Annotated in this window: 17 protein-coding genes; 11 read left to right on the top strand and 6 right to left on the bottom strand. The window is 72.2% G+C overall.

Annotated features, from left to right (window positions below; genetic code table 11):
- Nucleotides 1-270 precede the first annotated feature (270 nt).
- Complete coding sequence (locus tag ACZ4VI_RS00635; protein ID WP_467995316.1) at nucleotides 271-1818, top strand: ATP-dependent DNA ligase; 1548 nt, start codon at nucleotides 271-273, stop codon at nucleotides 1816-1818.
- A 10-nt stretch (nucleotides 1819-1828) separates the two neighbouring features.
- Here the strand turns inward: ACZ4VI_RS00635 and ACZ4VI_RS00630 are convergent, their stop codons facing one another.
- The gene (locus ACZ4VI_RS00630; RefSeq protein ID WP_467995315.1) at nucleotides 1829-2356 is read right to left on the bottom strand and encodes a DUF6328 family protein; all 528 of its coding nucleotides are present in this window, start codon (nucleotides 2354-2356) and stop codon (nucleotides 1829-1831) included.
- Nucleotides 2357-2516: 160 nt separating this feature from the next.
- Between ACZ4VI_RS00630 and ACZ4VI_RS00625 the strand changes: the two genes are divergently transcribed.
- From ACZ4VI_RS00625 to ACZ4VI_RS00600, 6 genes are all read left to right on the top strand, one after another.
- A complete protein-coding gene (locus ACZ4VI_RS00625) occupies nucleotides 2517-2894 on the top strand; it encodes a hypothetical protein (protein ID WP_467995314.1) in 378 nt (125 codons plus the stop codon).
- Between the two features lie 205 nt (nucleotides 2895-3099).
- Complete coding sequence (locus ACZ4VI_RS00620; protein WP_467995312.1) at nucleotides 3100-3906, top strand: polysaccharide deacetylase family protein; 807 nt, start codon at nucleotides 3100-3102, stop codon at nucleotides 3904-3906.
- 368 nt (nucleotides 3907-4274) lie between these two features.
- Nucleotides 4275-4976: a jacalin family lectin gene (locus tag ACZ4VI_RS00615; RefSeq protein WP_467995310.1), complete on the top strand. Its 702-nt coding sequence runs from the start codon at nucleotides 4275-4277 to the stop codon at nucleotides 4974-4976.
- Complete coding sequence (locus tag ACZ4VI_RS00610) at nucleotides 4973-5341, top strand: peptidase inhibitor family I36 protein (protein ID WP_467995309.1); 369 nt, start codon at nucleotides 4973-4975, stop codon at nucleotides 5339-5341. The genes ACZ4VI_RS00615 and ACZ4VI_RS00610 overlap by 4 nt, the downstream gene beginning before the upstream one ends.
- A gap of 94 nt (nucleotides 5342-5435) precedes the next feature.
- Nucleotides 5436-6938 (top strand): helix-turn-helix domain-containing protein, encoded by a 1503-nt coding sequence (locus tag ACZ4VI_RS00605; protein ID WP_467995307.1) that lies wholly within the window; start codon nucleotides 5436-5438, stop codon nucleotides 6936-6938.
- The gene (locus ACZ4VI_RS00600; protein ID WP_467995305.1) at nucleotides 6939-7508 is read left to right on the top strand and encodes a transcriptional regulator; all 570 of its coding nucleotides are present in this window, start codon (nucleotides 6939-6941) and stop codon (nucleotides 7506-7508) included.
- A gap of 5 nt (nucleotides 7509-7513) precedes the next feature.
- Here the strand turns inward: ACZ4VI_RS00600 and ACZ4VI_RS00595 are convergent, their stop codons facing one another.
- From ACZ4VI_RS00595 to ACZ4VI_RS00575, 5 genes are all read right to left on the bottom strand, one after another.
- Nucleotides 7514-8401, bottom strand: a complete 888-nt coding sequence (locus tag ACZ4VI_RS00595; protein ID WP_467995304.1) for a hypothetical protein — start codon at nucleotides 8399-8401, stop codon at nucleotides 7514-7516.
- A 47-nt stretch (nucleotides 8402-8448) separates the two neighbouring features.
- Nucleotides 8449-8847, bottom strand: a complete 399-nt coding sequence (locus ACZ4VI_RS00590; protein WP_467995302.1) for an SHOCT domain-containing protein — start codon at nucleotides 8845-8847, stop codon at nucleotides 8449-8451.
- A 168-nt stretch (nucleotides 8848-9015) separates the two neighbouring features.
- Nucleotides 9016-9471 carry a peroxiredoxin gene (locus ACZ4VI_RS00585; RefSeq protein WP_467995300.1) on the bottom strand — a complete coding sequence of 152 codons (456 nt, stop codon included), beginning with the start codon at nucleotides 9469-9471 and terminating at the stop codon, nucleotides 9016-9018.
- Between the two features lie 94 nt (nucleotides 9472-9565).
- Nucleotides 9566-10135, bottom strand: a complete 570-nt coding sequence (locus tag ACZ4VI_RS00580; protein WP_467995298.1) for a PadR family transcriptional regulator — start codon at nucleotides 10133-10135, stop codon at nucleotides 9566-9568.
- A 25-nt stretch (nucleotides 10136-10160) separates the two neighbouring features.
- Nucleotides 10161-11423, bottom strand: coding sequence for an FAD-dependent monooxygenase (locus tag ACZ4VI_RS00575; protein WP_467995296.1), 1263 nt, complete (start codon nucleotides 11421-11423; stop codon nucleotides 10161-10163).
- Nucleotides 11424-11620: 197 nt separating this feature from the next.
- On the opposite strand from ACZ4VI_RS00575, the gene ACZ4VI_RS00570 reads away from it, so the two are divergent.
- The 4 genes from ACZ4VI_RS00570 to ACZ4VI_RS00555 all read left to right on the top strand — a co-directional run bounded on the left by ACZ4VI_RS00570 (nucleotide 11621) and on the right by ACZ4VI_RS00555 (nucleotide 14141).
- On the top strand, nucleotides 11621-12148 hold the full coding sequence (locus tag ACZ4VI_RS00570; RefSeq protein WP_467996247.1) for a TetR/AcrR family transcriptional regulator: 528 nt from the start codon (nucleotides 11621-11623) through the stop codon (nucleotides 12146-12148).
- Nucleotides 12149-12210: 62 nt separating this feature from the next.
- Nucleotides 12211-13005, top strand: coding sequence for an ArsR/SmtB family transcription factor (locus ACZ4VI_RS00565; RefSeq protein WP_467995294.1), 795 nt, complete (start codon nucleotides 12211-12213; stop codon nucleotides 13003-13005).
- A 170-nt stretch (nucleotides 13006-13175) separates the two neighbouring features.
- Nucleotides 13176-13739 carry an MBL fold metallo-hydrolase gene (locus ACZ4VI_RS00560; protein ID WP_467995292.1) on the top strand — a complete coding sequence of 188 codons (564 nt, stop codon included), beginning with the start codon at nucleotides 13176-13178 and terminating at the stop codon, nucleotides 13737-13739.
- 96 nt (nucleotides 13740-13835) lie between these two features.
- Nucleotides 13836-14141, top strand: a complete 306-nt coding sequence (locus tag ACZ4VI_RS00555; protein ID WP_467995291.1) for a CU044_2847 family protein — start codon at nucleotides 13836-13838, stop codon at nucleotides 14139-14141.
- The last annotated feature ends 6 nt before the right edge of the window (nucleotides 14142-14147 follow it).

Below are 14147 nucleotides of genomic sequence, written 5' to 3'. Positions count from 1 at the left end.
GTGCGGGGCGAGTTCGGGGCGAGTCGCGTTGAGTCGGGGTGCGGCGGGGCGAGTCGGGTCGAGTCGGGGCGCGGCGCAGCGGCTCGGGGCGAGGCGGGGGCGAGGCGCGGCGGCTCGGGGCGCGGGGGGCGAGACGCCGCAGGCCGGGGCGGGTCGGCACGGGTCAGGTCGGGCGCGGGGCCGCGCGGGGTGGGCCCGAACGTGGCGCGCGACCACCTCGTACCCCCATCCGACGTGCGGCTCCGGCATCGCCCGAGGGAGGATGGGCCCATGCTTCTGGCACGACTCGCGGACGCGTCCCGCCAGGTCGCCGCCACTTCCGCCCGCTCGCGGAAGATCGCGGTCCTGGCCGAGCTCTTCTCGGAGGCCGCGCCCGAGGAGAGCCCGCTCGTGATCGCCTACCTCTCCGGCCGGCTCCCCCAGGGGCGCATCGGTGTCGGCTGGAGCGTGCTCAAGAACGCGATCCCGCCCGCCGTGCCGCCCGCCGGGCACCCGAGTCTCACGCTCGCCGGCACCGATGCCGCCATGACCGAGCTCGCCGCCGTCTCCGGCGCCGGGGCCCAGGCCGAGCGCACCCGGCTCGTCCATGACCTGATGGCCGCCGCCACCTTGGAGGAGCAGGAGTTCCTGATCCGCCTGCTCTCCGGGGAGGTACGCCAGGGCGCCCTCGACGCCATCGCCCTCGAAGGGGTCGCGCGGGCCGCCACCGTGCCCTCCGCCGAGCTCCGTCGCGCCGTGATGCTCGAAGGTTCCCTGCCCCGCGTCGCCCAGGCCGTGCTCGCCGACGGACCCGCCGCCCTCGACACCTTCGCGCTGCGCGTCGGCGGCCCCGTCCTGCCCATGCTCGCCCACACGGCCGCCTCGGTCACCGAGGCCGTCGCAGGCCTCGGCGCCTGCGCGGTCGAGGAGAAGCTCGACGGCATCCGTATCCAGGTACACCGCCGCGGCGACGAGGTCAGGGTGTTCACCCGCTCCCTCGACGACATCACCGGAAGACTGCCCGAGGTCGTCGCCGTCGCCCGGGCGACGGCCGGCGATCCGTTCATCCTGGACGGCGAGGTCATCGCGCTCGACCCCGCCACCGCTCGGCCGATGGCCTTCCAGGACATCGCCTCCCGGGTCGGCTCCCGCGTGGACGTCGGCACCGCCAGTGCCACGCTGCCCCTCTCACCCGTCTTCTTCGACGTGCTCGCCGCGGAGGGCGAGGTCCTCATCGACCGGCCGGGCCGGGAGCGCCACGCCGTCCTGGCCCGGCTGCTCCCCGCGAACCGGCGGGTGCGCCGGTTCGTCGTCGACGACCCGGACGCGCCCGAACAGGTGGAGGCGGCAGAGCGGTTCCTCACCGACACCCTGGCCAGGGGCCACGAAGGAGTCCTGGTCAAGGCACTGGACGCGCCCTACGTGGCCGGCCGTCGCGGCCGCACCTGGCTCAAGGTCAAACCGGTGCACACGCTCGACCTCGTCGTACTCGCCGCCGAATGGGGCCACGGCCGCCGCACCGGGCTGCTCTCCAACCTCCACCTCGGCGCCCGGGCAGCCGACGGGACCTTCGTCATGCTCGGCAAGACCTTCAAGGGCCTCACGGACGAGATGCTGCGCTGGCAGACCGAGAAGCTGGGCGAACTCGCCGTGGACGACGACGGTTTCACCGTACGCGTACGCCCCGAGCTCGTCGTCGAGATCGCCTACGACGGTCTGCAGCGCTCCACCCGCTACCCGGCCGGGGTCACCCTGCGCTTCGCCCGCGTCGTCCGGTACCGTCCGGACAAGCCCGCCGCCGAGGCCGACACCGTCGAGCGGGTCATCCGCGGAGCGTGAAGCCCGGGGCTCACGTCTTGTTCCTGTCTTCACGGGTGTACCGGTGGCGCACCCAGAGCGGCAGCACGTACCAGCACAGCAGATACCAGGCGACCAGCCCCATCACCAGCCATGGCACGTACCCGTCGTCCGTCGCGGCCCGCAGGATCAGCAGCAGAGCCGAGGCCAGCGTCGCCAGCAGGAACAGAAGCCCGGTGAACGTCAGCCGCGAGGCCCACACCACGGCCTGGGGCTTGATCCGGCGCCCCGCCACCAGGCGGTGGAACGAGACCGGCCCGATCAGGGCCCCCGTCGCCGCGGCGCCCAGCGACACCGTGACCACGTAGATGGTCCGGTCGGTGTCCGACAACTCCGTGAACCGGGGTGCGAAGACGACCGTGAGGAGGAAGCCGAAAAGGATCTGCACGCCCGTCTGAGCGACCCTGATCTCCTGCATCAGGTCGCCCCAGCGCCGGTCCGCCCTCTCCTCCGGCGTCTCGTGACGCCCACGGTAGAGACCATCGGTCTCCGCCTGGTTCCGCTTCGGTCGAGTGGACACGGAACCTCCCGTAGTCGTCCTTCTCCGCGAATAACCCCCAGGGCCGACTTCAATCCCGAGCCCGCATGTCAGGAGGCGTGCGCCGGAACGTCGCGGGACGCCCCGACGCGAGGGATGCTGGAAGCGTGGCAGGACGACAGGAACGCCCGGCCGCGAGGAGATGAGCGACGTGTACGACACGCACATCGACACCGATGTCACCGTGCAGCTGAGCGACTGCAACCGCGAGGACGCCCAGGCGGTCTTCGACGTGCTCGACCACGTGTACAAGCTCGAGGACGTGCCCACGCCCGGGCCGCGGGCTGCCACCGCGCCCACCCCCACCGTCTGGGTGGCCACGTTCGACACGGCCGAGGGCCGCCGCGAGGAGACTGGCCCCGTGCATCTGGCCGGGATGGTCGGAGCACTGCTGACCGGCGGCTACCACGCGGTCGACGAGGTCGAGAAGACCCTCGCCGCCACCTTCGACATCCAGTCCCTGCAGTCCGTCTCGGGCGACCAGGAGACCGAGGCCCGGCTGCTGCTGGCCTCCCGCTGACTCGCGGCCCCCTGCCGGCACACAGACACCCCGGGCGGAGCGGACGGGCGCCGCCCGGGGCACATGTCTGCCCGCACCTCTGCCCGCACCCCCTATGCATGGCGTGTATACACCGTGTGTAGAGTGCTCGCATGCCACGCCGTGACACCCCTGACCAGGGGCGCGTGGGCATCCGAAGCCATCGACGGGGAAAGCGGGTTGCAGCATGTTCCGAACTGAAACGGTGAAGCGCCGGGGACCGGCCGTCGCCCTGCTGGCGGCGGCCTCTCTCGTGCTCGCGCTGAGCGGCTGCGGGGTCGACCCGATCAGCCCGGGGGACGCCCGGGGAAAGGCCGTCGGATCGGACGACAAGGCGGCCGCGGCGGGGGCGGGGGCAGGGGCGGGAGAGCCGGCCGGAGCGGTCGACTGCGCCAAGGCGAAGTGCATCGCGCTGACCTTCGACGCCGGTCCGGGCAAGGACACGCCCCGCCTCCTCGACGTGCTCAAGGAGAAGAAGGTCCCCGCCACATTCTTCCTGCTCGGCAAGAAGCATGTCGACCGCTATCCCGAGGTCGTCAAGCGCATCGCCGACGACGGGCACGAGGTCGCCAACCACACCTGGACCCACCGCATCCTGACCGACCTGGAGGCCGACGAGGTGCGCGACGAGCTTTCCCGCACCCAGGACGCCATAGAGAAGATCACCGGCCGCCGGCCCACTCTGATGCGGCCGCCGCAGGGGCGCACCGACGACACGGTCTCCGAGGTCAGCCGCGACCTCGGCCTCGCACAGGTCCTGTGGAGCGTCACGGCCAAGGACTACGCGACGACCGACTCGGCGCTCATACGGAAGCGGGTGCTCGACGGCGCCCAGGGGGACGGGATCATCCTGCTGCACGACATCTACGACGGGACCGTCCCCGCCGTCCCCGGCATCATCGACGAGCTGAAGAGGCGGGGATTCACCTTCGTGACGGTTCCCCAACTGCTCGCGCCCGGCAAGGCCGAACCGGGCGCCGTCTACCGTCCGTAATGTGAGATGTACGAACGGTGAAAAAGGGGTGAGGTGTCTCACATCGGTCACACCTGGTGCCATGGAACTCGCCCTGAAGGTTTATCGTTCATCAATGTGTGACGGTGAAGGGGCCCGGTCCCCGAGTCCCCCCTTGAGGTGACCGCTCTTCGTCGTCGCGGCAATCAGCCCCGGTTGGAATCCCCCGTCCAACCGGGGCTTTGTCGTTCCCGGAGGTGCGGAAGGCTCTCGTGCGGCGCGCGCTCCGGCGCGTTCGACACCTTCGAGTGACCCCGCGCATGCCCCATTCCTGCCCGGGCAGTGATCGTCACGGGCTGTGACGAACCCGTCGTCGGCCCGCTGACCAGGGACGTCACGAGGGGGCCGTCATGCGGGACACCTGCGCGCACATCCGTCGAGCCGTCGGCACCCTGGCTGCCGGGATCCTGCTCACGGGGTGTGTCACCGCGGTCCCCGGCCCGACTCTCCCTCCGACGCCCCAGGCGCAGGACCAGCTGCTCAGGACCGCCGAGCGCACCCTCGTCGACCGCTGCCTCGACGCCCGAGGACTCACCCTCGCCCGCCGGCCCGACACCCCCGAGGAGGACCGCCGCCTCCAGGCGGCGCTCTTCGGAACCGGTGCCCGCGAACTGTCTCTCACCCTCGCCACCGGCCACACCGTCACCGCCCACACCGACGGCTGCCTCGCCACGGCCAGACAGACGCTCTACGGCGACCAGACACGCTGGTTCCGCGCCCAGGTGACCGTGGACAACCTGCGCGTCGAGGCCCAGGACCGGATGAAGGACGACCCCGCCCACCGGGCCGCCCTCGAGCGCTGGAACCGGTGCGCGACCCCACCCGGCCGCCCGCGCTCCCAGCGCCCCGCCCCCGCCGTCGTCGCGCGCTGCGACAAGGAGAGCGGACTCGCCCAGGTGCGCGCGCGGCTGGAACCCGCCGAGCTGGCGAAGGTGCGCGCCTTGCGCGACGACCAGCTCACCACCTACCGGCAGCTGCGCAGCCGCGCACTGCGGCGGGCAGCCGCACTGTCCGCACCCCTCACCACACAGGAAGGCAACGCCACCTCATGAAGCGCATCCTCACCGCCGCCGCGGCCCTGCTCGCCCTCACCGGTGGGCTCGCCATGACCGCCCCCGCCCGGGCGGCCGACTGTCCGAGCGGCCACTTCTGCACCTGGCAGGAGGCCGACTTCGGCGGTCAGCGCGCCAACTGGAGCGGCGACGACGGCTGGTGGGAGAGCTGGATCGCCGACACCGACCCCTCCTGGGCCAACCACGGCATCTCCGGACCGGGCATCAAGGACCACGTCCGCGTCTACGAGAGCGCGCATCAGGGCGGCTCCATGACGATCTGCCTCACCCCCGGGCAGGAGGTCAACTACAACGGCGCGGCCAACGACCGCGGTGACTCCCACACCTGGGCGATGAGCTGCTGACCGTTCCCCTCTGCGACGCGGTCCCGCACCCCGCCGGGTGCGGGACCGGCGGGTAGGGTGGCGATGTGCAGAGGGTTGTGGAGGCAGGGCGGCAGTGACGGACTTCGAAGCGGTCGACGCGCTGCTCGCGGCCGTGGGCCCCGAGGCGGAACTCCCGGCCCCCGAGGATCGGGTACGGCTGCGGGAGACGGCCCGGCTGTCCAAGGCGCAGGTGGCCAGGGCGCTGGGCGTGAGCCCGTCGACCCTCGGCGCCTGGGAGACCGGTGGTCGGGAACCGACCGGAGAGCCCCGGACCCGGTACGCGTACCTCCTGGACGGCCTCCGCGAGAAGCTGACGCCCGAGCCGGAGCCCGAGCCGGAGCCAGCCGTCCGCCCGGCGGAGCACGCGGCCGCCGACGACGACGTCACCGAGCTGCCCGTCCCCGAACTCTGCGTCCTGTGCGGCAGGCCCGCCCGCCACCAGGTCGCGGGCTTCGCCCAGCACCTCACCCCCGAGGACTGCGCCCAGGCGGCGCCCCCCGCGCCCGCGCCCTCTGCCGCACCCGCACCAGCCCCTGCCCCGGCCCCCGTGCCCGCCCCGGCCCCCGCACCCGCACGCCCGCCCGTGACCGCACCGCGGCCCAAGGTCCCCACCCGCCGGGCCTTCCAGGAGCCCGCGCCCACCCCCGTCGGGCTCATCGAGGACCGCGTGCACCGGGCCCTCGCCCAGCACCAGGGCGACGCCGACGCGGCGACCGCCGAGCTGATCCGTACTGCGATCCCCGACGCGATGGCCCTGCTCGACGCCTGCCGCAAGGGCGCCCGCTACGAGATCGTCGCGCATCCGCCGCTCCCCGCCATCCTGCGCAAGAAGACCGCCCGCGGCGCGGACGAGATCTGGGAGGCGCGCCCCAAGTGGACCCGCGCCGCCCTGCCCGCCGGCTCGCACGAGATCACGGCGCTCGACATCAACGGCGCCTACCTCAGCGCCCTGAAGACGCATCTCCCGCTCGGCGCCCTCGAACACCACACCGGCGGCCCCCACGACCGGCGCCGCGCCGGGGTCCACCTGATCACCCCGCCGGCCTGGGAGCACGAGGACCACCTCCCCAACCCGCTCGGCGCCCGCGACGAACCCGGCCCGCTCTGGGTCACCGAGCCGACCCTGCGCCTGCTGCTCCGCCTGTCCTCACCCGCGTACGGGCTGTGCGAACCTCCCGTCGTCCACGAGTCGTTCACCTCGGGCGCGACCGAGAACCTCCTGGAGAAGTTCCGCAACGCGCTGCGCGACGCCCGCGCCGCCGCCGTCGAGGCCGAGGACGAGGTGACGCTCGAGTACGTGAAGGCGATGTACTCCAAGTTCGTCGCCACCATGGGGGAGTCGAACTACAACCGTGAGCTGTACCGCCCCGACTGGATGCACCTCATCCGCTCCCAGGCCTTCGCCAACCTCTGGATGAAGGCCTACAAGGCCCACGACGAAGGCCTCACCGTCGTCCGCGCCATGGGCACCGACGAGCTCCATGTCATCGGCGACTGGCGGCGGGTCTTCCCCGAGGGCCGGGGTGTCACCGAAGTGAAGGTCAAGGACGTCTACACCGCGGGGGAGGCGAGCTGAGTGCCCGATCACACCCATGATTTCGGCCATTACGGAGCGCGCGGCATCAAGGGCAGCGAGGCCGCGGCCCGCCAGCTCGACCGGCTCGTCGAGACCATCGCCTCGCCCGTCACCACGCGCCGTGGACTCCAGGCCCGGCTGCACTACCTGACCAGGTCCGCACATGCGCTGCGCCAGGCGCGGGAGGCCGGTCTCACCGCCACCGACCGCACGGTCAAGGCCTGGCTGGCCGGAAGACGGCAGCCGAACCGCGCCAACCTGGAGCGGATCGACCGCGTGTACCGGGCGGTCCGCCGCGTGAACGTCGCCCGCTACCTCCTGGCCCGGCTGAACTCGCGCGGCGGTACGCGCGTCGAACTGCACCCCCTCAACCAGTCCCAGGTGGCCCGGCCCCACCAGCGCGTGGTCGGCTTCCGCTCGCTGAAGATCCGCCGGTGGGACGGGATCGTGGCCGCCTGGGCGGCCGGTGACGAGCGCGCCCTGGACGACGCCTGGACCGACAAGATCACGGACCTCGGCTCGGACTGGGGCAAGTACGAGTACGTCACCAACCTCGGATTCGCGGCGTAACGGCATCAGTGGGCGCGGCGCGACGCGTGGCGGCGCCAGAGCCATACGCCGCCCACGACCACGGGAGAGATCACCAGCAGGAGGGCGATCAGCGGCCAGCGCGCATCGGCGAGCTCCAGGTCCGTGAAGACGACCAGGACCACCCCCGCCACCGGGATCAGGATCGACAGCAGGGCCCGCATGCCCGCCAGCACCATGTCCGGCTGGAGACGGCCGGTGCGGGGCGCAGGTCGGTCGCGGACGCCGAAGTAGAAGTGGGTGGCGCGGTCCGTCAGCCGGGTGGTGCCGCGGTGGTACGAGATCGCCAGGTACGGCAGCCACACCAGCGGCGCCACGAGACCGATCAGGATCACCAGGACCGTGACCGCCCACTGACCGATCTGGGCGAGTCTGCCCGGGCCGTCGTCGTCCGGCGTGAGGATGCCGAGAAGGCGTGCCATCCGCAGGATCAGGTCCCGGAGCGCGGCCTTCCGGGCGGGGCGGGGTGGCGTGGCGTCGGCGGATGCCGGGCGGGCGCGCAGACAGGCCATGGCCGCCGCGGTGTCCGCGTACACCCCCTGCAGGACCAGCAGTTCGGCGGCGCGCTCGGGGTCGGTGGTGTCCCGTCCGTCCAGGCCGGCCAGTTCGAGGATCGTCCGAGCCTGGAGCAGCAGCGCGCCGCAGAACGCGAAGGGGATGAGCACGATGAACGGGCCGCCTACGAAAGCCCCTTCGGCGCTGACAGCGCGTCGGCCCCGTTCCACGACCATGGCCCGGAGCTCTGCGGGACTCGCCTCCGGGTGCTCGCGGCGCAGTCGGTCCACGTGCCGGGCGGCCCTCGGGCCCATGTGCCGCAGGGCGAACGCGGCGAGCAGCTCCGGGAGGCGGCCCGGTTCGGCCCGCGCCTCCCGCACCAGAGAGCGGGAGAGCGCGGGGACCGTTGCGTCCGCGTCGTCGTTCGTCAGGACAGGACCTTGGCCTTCGCCTTCTCGAACTCCTCGTCCGTGATGGCGCCCCTGTCCTTGAGTTCGGCCAGCCGGGCGAGCTCGTCGGTACTGCTGCCCTTGCCCTCGCCGGCGGCCGCCGCCTGCCGGATGTACGACTGGAACGCGGCCTCGCTCTCCTTGGCCTGCTTGATGTCCCGCTGCGTCATGCTCTTGCCGCGGGCGATCACATAGATCAACACACCGAGGTAGGGGATCAGGATGCACAGGATGAGCCAGCCCGCCTTGCCCCAGCCGCTCAACTCGTGGTCCCGGAAGATGTCGGTGATGACCTTGAACAGAAGGAACAGCCACATGATCCAGATGAAGAACCAGAGCATGGTCCAGAAGACGTTGAGGAGGGGGTAGTCGTCCATTCCTGCACTCCGTTCCGCCGACGGCCGCTGCCGGACCGCGCGTACGACCGAGTTTCGCCGAACCCCCGTCCGCCCGCATGTCGAGATCGTGGATCACGGATATTGGATCCATGATCCACGATCCGATATCCCCGATCCTGGATCCGATATCCAGTCGTGGCCGGCGGTTCAGGCCGTGCGCGCCCGGAGCGCCGCCAGGGCGCGGTCGGCGTGGGCGCTCATCCGCAGTTCGCTGCGGACGACCTCCAGGATCCGGCGGTCCTCGTCGATGACGAACGTGACGCGCTTGGTCGGCGCGAGCGAGAAGCCCCGCGTCACCCCGAACCGGTCGCGGACCGCGCCCTCCGGGTCGGAGAGCAGCGGATAGCCGAGCGAGTGGCGGTCGGCGAACTCGCGCTGCCGCTCGACGACGTCGGAGCTGATGCCGACGGGGTGCGCTCCCGCCGCCCGGAACTCGGCCGCCAGGTCACGGAAGTGGCAGGCCTCGGCAGTGCAGCCGGCGGTCATGGCCGCCGGGTAGAAGAAGAGGACGACCGGCCCGTCCGCGAGGAGTCCGGTCAGCGATCGGGGTGTCCCCGTCTCGTCCGGAAGAGTGAAGTCCTCAACGATGTCGCCGACGTTCATCCGGCCCGCCCCATGTCTCCGACCGGCCCCTCCGGTCACCGACGGGTGACGCTACCGCAGGGTAGGGAGGGCGGTCATCGGTGGCCCCCGGAGGTCAGATCCGCTGCCGTGCGGCCTGCCGCTGGTCCAGGATCGCGAGGACCTGCTCGCCCCAGCGGAGGTTCTCCTCCTCGAGGGAACGGCCGCGCATCAGCGTGAGGTAGGGGCCGATCCGCTCCGCCTCGCGCAGGTACGTGGCCTCGTCCCGGCCGGCGAGCATCCACTCCCGCAGCCTCTCCCACCGCGCGAGCTTCCCCCGCGCCCACTCCATCCGCTCCTGGACGAAGCCGCGCACCGCCTCCGTGTCGCCCTCGTCGCACGCCTGCACCTGGACCATCAGCTCGTCGCGGATGGCGGTCGGCCGCGGCGGTCGGGCCGTGAACGCCATGAGGTCCTGCCGGCCCGCGTCCGTGAGGGAGAACATGCGCTTGTTGGGGCGCCGTTCCTGCTGCACGACGCGGGCGGCGATCAGGCCGGCCTCGGAGAGCCGGTCGAGCTCGCGGTAGAGCTGCTGTGGCGTGGCGGCCCAGAAGTTGGCCACGGACACGTCGAAGATCTTGGCCAGGTCGTATCCGGACGCCTCGCCCTCCAGGAGGGCTGCGAGGACCGCGTGCTTCAGGGACATTCCGACACGCTAGCAGCACCGTTGATCAGGTGGTTTCGCACCTATTCAACGGTTGGGTCCCCCCGTCCGGCTCCGGGAGACGCGGAGCGGTCCAGTCGGCGTGGCGCAGGATCATCCGCAGCGTCGCGCCCGACGGCGCGAGGCGCATGGCGGCGTTGCGGAGCGCCACAGCCCCCCGCCCGGAGAGCTGCTGGCCCATCAGCCCCGCCTTGCGGGCGGCGACGGTGACCGACCGGGACCGGGGACGCCGCTCGGCGTCGTACGCCATCAGTGCGGCGTCTGTGTCCGGGCCCCGCGCCAGCGCCGAGGCGAGGACGACGGCGTCCTCCAGCGCCTGGCACGCGCCCTGGCCGAGGTTCGGGGTCATCGCGTGGGCCGCGTCGCCGAGCAGCGCGACGCGCCCCACGGCGAAGGAGGGGAGAGGGGTGGCCAGCTCGTGGATGTCGTGGTGGAGGACGGCTTCCGGGCGGGTCGCGTCGAGCAGTTGCGGGATCGGCTCGTGCCAGCCGGCGAAGCGCCTGCTGATCTCCCCGAGCGGGTCGTCGTGCCGGACCCCGGCGGGCGAGTTGAGGACGGCGTGCCACTCGGCGCGCCCGTCCGCGAACGCGATGTGTCCGAACTCGGCGCCGTGCCCCCACGTGATCTCGAAGTCCGTGGTGAGGTCCAGTGGACGGTCCGTGAGGGCGCGGAGCACGGTCGAGCCGCTGTAGACCGGGCCGGGGTGGTCGGGGAAGAGGGCCGTCCGGGTGCGGCTGTTGACACCGTCGGCGGCCACGACCAGATCGGCGCGGAGGTCGCCGCTGACGCCCGTCCCGGCGCCCGCGCCCGCGTCCGCCCCCGTGGCGGCCGTGGCGCCGACCGCCCGCGTACGGACCCGGACGCGGCCCGGTTCCGTGCGGTCCAGGCCGGTCACCTCCGCGCCGACGATCAGGACCTCGGGCGGCAGGGCCGCGCGCAGCAGACGGTGCAGCGTGGCGCGCGGGATGCCGACGATGGGCGTGCCGAGGGCGCGTTCGAGGGCGGCCCCGTCCATGCGGGCGAGCCAAGACCCGTCCGGAGTGCGGGTACCGCCGGTGTACTGTCCGCGTGCGGCCGCGCGGACGGCGGCCCCGACCCCGAGGGCGTCGAGGGCGCGTATCCCGTTGGCGGCGAGCGAGATCCCGGCGCCCGCGTCGTCGAGGACGGGCGCGCGCTCCATGACCGTCACCTCCCAGCCGACGCGCCGCAGCCCGATGGCGGCGGCGAGGCCGCCGATGCCCGCGCCGACGACGACCGCGGTGTTTCCCATGATGCTCAACCTTTCTCCCGCTCTCCGCCCGGTCTTCTACATCTGTAGAAGACCGTAGCAGCACCCCTCTACAGGTGTAGAAAGAGGGGGTGACTCCAGATCGCCCCGCCGCGAGCCGCCCTGCCGGGACGCGCCCCGCCTCCGACCGCCGCACCCTCCTCGCCGACGCCGCGCTCGGCGTGCTCGCCGACGCCGGGATGCGTGGGCTGACCCACCGTGCCGTCGACGCCGCCGCCGGACTCCCGGCCGGTACCACCTCCGCGTACTACCGCACCCGTTCGGCCCTGCTGACCGCGCTCGTCCGGCGCCTGGTCGAGTTGGACCAGGCCGAGCTGCGCGCGGCGGGGGAGCGTGTCCACGAGCTGCGTTCCGCGGCCGAACTCGTCGACGGCGTCACGGCGCTCGTCACCGCGCGGCTCACCGGCGAGGGCCGGCGTCGTTCCCTCGCCCGCTATGCCTGCACCGTCGAGAGCGTGCGGGACCCCGAACTCCGCGAAATCCTGGTTCCACGGGAGAACCCGGGGCGCGACGCGGTCCGCCGCTTCCTCGCCGCCCAGGGTGTCGAGGACCCCGAGGGCCGGACGCTCGCGCTGCTCGCGTGCGTGGACGGGCTCGTGCTCGACCGGGTTGTCAGAGGTGGAGGTGTCTCGGTGGAGGAGGTGGAAGGCCTGGTGGTGGCGGCCCTGCGGCCGCCAGGGCGGTCGGTCGTCGGTGTGGGTCGTTGACATGCAGCCAATCGGCTGCCTATCGTAGAGGCAGCTAAAAGGCTGCATGTTGAGGTGGGGCGATGGACGAGGTGTTCAAGGCGCTGGCCGATGCCAGCCGGCGCCGGCTGCTCGACAGCCTGAACGCCCGCAACGGCCAGACCCTGCGCGAACTCTGCGCGGGCCTGGACATGGCACGGCAGTCCGTCAGCAAGCATCTGGCGCTCCTGGAGGCGGCGGGGCTGGTGGTCACGGTGCGGCGGGGACGGGAGAAGCTGCACTACCTGAACGCCGCTCCGATCCACGCCATCGGGGACCGCTGGATCAGCCGGTACGCCCGCGAGCGCGTCAACGTGCTCGCCGACCTGAAGTCAGCATTGGAGCAGAACCCGATGGACAGCAACGCGTTCGTCTACACCGCCTACATCCGCACCACCCCCGACGAGCTCTGGCAGGCCCTGACCGATCCCTCCTTCACCCGGCGCTACTGGGGCGTGGCCTTCGAGACGACCTGGCTCGCCGGATCGCCGATGGTCTGGGACGAAGGTGGCCGGAAGACGAGCGACCCGGAGCAGGTCGTCCTCGTGGCCGAGCCCGGCCGCCGTCTCTCATACACGTGGCACACCTTCACGCCCGCGTGGGCCGAAGCGGTCGGCATCGGTGACGAGGTGTACGCGAAGCTCGCCCAGGAGCGCCGCTCGAAGGTGACTTTCGACATCGAACCGGCCGGAGACATGGTCAAGCTCACCGTCGTCCACGACGACCTGGAGCCCGACGGCACGATGCGCGGCATGATCGGCGAGGGCTGGCCGGCCCTGATCTCCAGCCTCAAGTCCCTCCTGGAGACGGGCGAGGAGCTTCCGGAACCGCCGCGCTGAGGCAGCCGGAGCTAAGCCGGGGCGGGACGGGACGGGGCGGGACGGGGCGTGCGGGCCGGGGCCCGGGCCGCACGGCCGTCTGCGAGCGGGAGCGCGAATGTGGCGAAAAGCTCCCCGTCCCTGGCTGAAATCCGAGCGTCACGCAAGATCCCTCGCGCTAACGTGCGCCCATGACCGCCTCGTTGACCATCCTCACCGCGGGATACGTCGGCCCGCGTACCGCCTCCACCGTCAGCCTCCTGCGCGACGGGGACACCGTGGTCGTCGTCGACCCGGGGACGGTCGCCGACCGCAAGCTGATCCTCGCCCCGCTCGCCGCCGCCGGTCTACGGCCGGAACAGGTCACCGACGTCGTGTTCAGCCACCACCACCCCGACCACACCATCAACGCCGCCCTCTTCCCCGCCGCCCGCTACCACGACCACTGGGCCATCTACGAGGACGACCTCTGGATCGACCGGCCGGCCGACGGATTCGTGCTCTCGCCGTCCATCCGGCTCAAAGCCACCCCGGGACACACCTCGGAGGACATCAGCACCCTTGTCGACACGGCGGACGGCCTGGTCGTGCTCACCCACCTCTGGTGGTCCGCGGAGGGCCCCGTCGAGGACCCCTACGCCACCGACCCGGACGCCCTGCACGCCTCGCGGCGGGCCGTTCTCGACCTGGCGCCGGCGCTGATCGTCCCCGGTCACGGCGAGGCCTTCGCGCCCAGCGCGGACACCCCGCGCTGAACCCCGCCACGCCTCGGGAGCCTGGCTGCCCGCGCTCCGACCACCCCTCGGTGATACTGACGATCTGCTCGCCAGCCACCCCCGGAGGGAGCCGTGATGCGGGACGTCACCAGGGTCGAGGTCGAAGGCGCCGTGCTCTACGTGGAGGCGGAGCGGCTCGGCCCCGACTCGGAGCTCGAGGGGCTGGGCGACCGCGTCCCCGATCTCTCCGGCGTCACCCGCGCCCTGTCCTCGTTCGCCGGCCAGCTCAGCCACGCGCTGCGCCAGGCGGCGCCCGACAGGGCGACCGTGGAGTTCGGCTGCGAACTCGGCCTGGACGCGGGGGGACTGACCGCGCTCATCGTCAAAGGCAGCAGCAGCGCGAACCTCCGGGTGACGCTCGAATGGACCAGGTCCTCTTGACAGCCG

It is taken from the genome of Streptomyces sp. NPDC029169, from assembly GCF_055563935.1.
Note: the sequence above shows the minus strand (reverse complement) of the source record. Positions and strands in the feature narration are given on the sequence as shown.

Coding starts and splice junctions, on each gene's coding strand:
- ACZ4VI_RS00635 (WP_467995316.1), top strand. CDS start 271: ATGCTTCTGGCACGACTCGCGGACGCGTCCCGCCAGGTCGCCGCCACT.
- ACZ4VI_RS00620 (WP_467995312.1), top strand. CDS start 3,100: ATGTTCCGAACTGAAACGGTGAAGCGCCGGGGACCGGCCGTCGCCCTG.
- ACZ4VI_RS00555 (WP_467995291.1), top strand. CDS start 13,836: ATGCGGGACGTCACCAGGGTCGAGGTCGAAGGCGCCGTGCTCTACGTG.
- ACZ4VI_RS00560 (WP_467995292.1), top strand. CDS start 13,176: ATGACCGCCTCGTTGACCATCCTCACCGCGGGATACGTCGGCCCGCGT.
- ACZ4VI_RS00570 (WP_467996247.1), top strand. CDS start 11,621: ATGCGTGGGCTGACCCACCGTGCCGTCGACGCCGCCGCCGGACTCCCG.
- ACZ4VI_RS00565 (WP_467995294.1), top strand. CDS start 12,211: ATGGACGAGGTGTTCAAGGCGCTGGCCGATGCCAGCCGGCGCCGGCTG.
- ACZ4VI_RS00575 (WP_467995296.1), bottom strand. CDS start 11,423: ATGGGAAACACCGCGGTCGTCGTCGGCGCGGGCATCGGCGGCCTCGCC.
- ACZ4VI_RS00625 (WP_467995314.1), top strand. CDS start 2,517: ATGAGCGACGTGTACGACACGCACATCGACACCGATGTCACCGTGCAG.
- ACZ4VI_RS00590 (WP_467995302.1), bottom strand. CDS start 8,847: ATGGACGACTACCCCCTCCTCAACGTCTTCTGGACCATGCTCTGGTTC.
- ACZ4VI_RS00615 (WP_467995310.1), top strand. CDS start 4,275: ATGCGGGACACCTGCGCGCACATCCGTCGAGCCGTCGGCACCCTGGCT.
- ACZ4VI_RS00585 (WP_467995300.1), bottom strand. CDS start 9,471: ATGAACGTCGGCGACATCGTTGAGGACTTCACTCTTCCGGACGAGACG.
- ACZ4VI_RS00610 (WP_467995309.1), top strand. CDS start 4,973: ATGAAGCGCATCCTCACCGCCGCCGCGGCCCTGCTCGCCCTCACCGGT.
- ACZ4VI_RS00580 (WP_467995298.1), bottom strand. CDS start 10,135: ATGTCCCTGAAGCACGCGGTCCTCGCAGCCCTCCTGGAGGGCGAGGCG.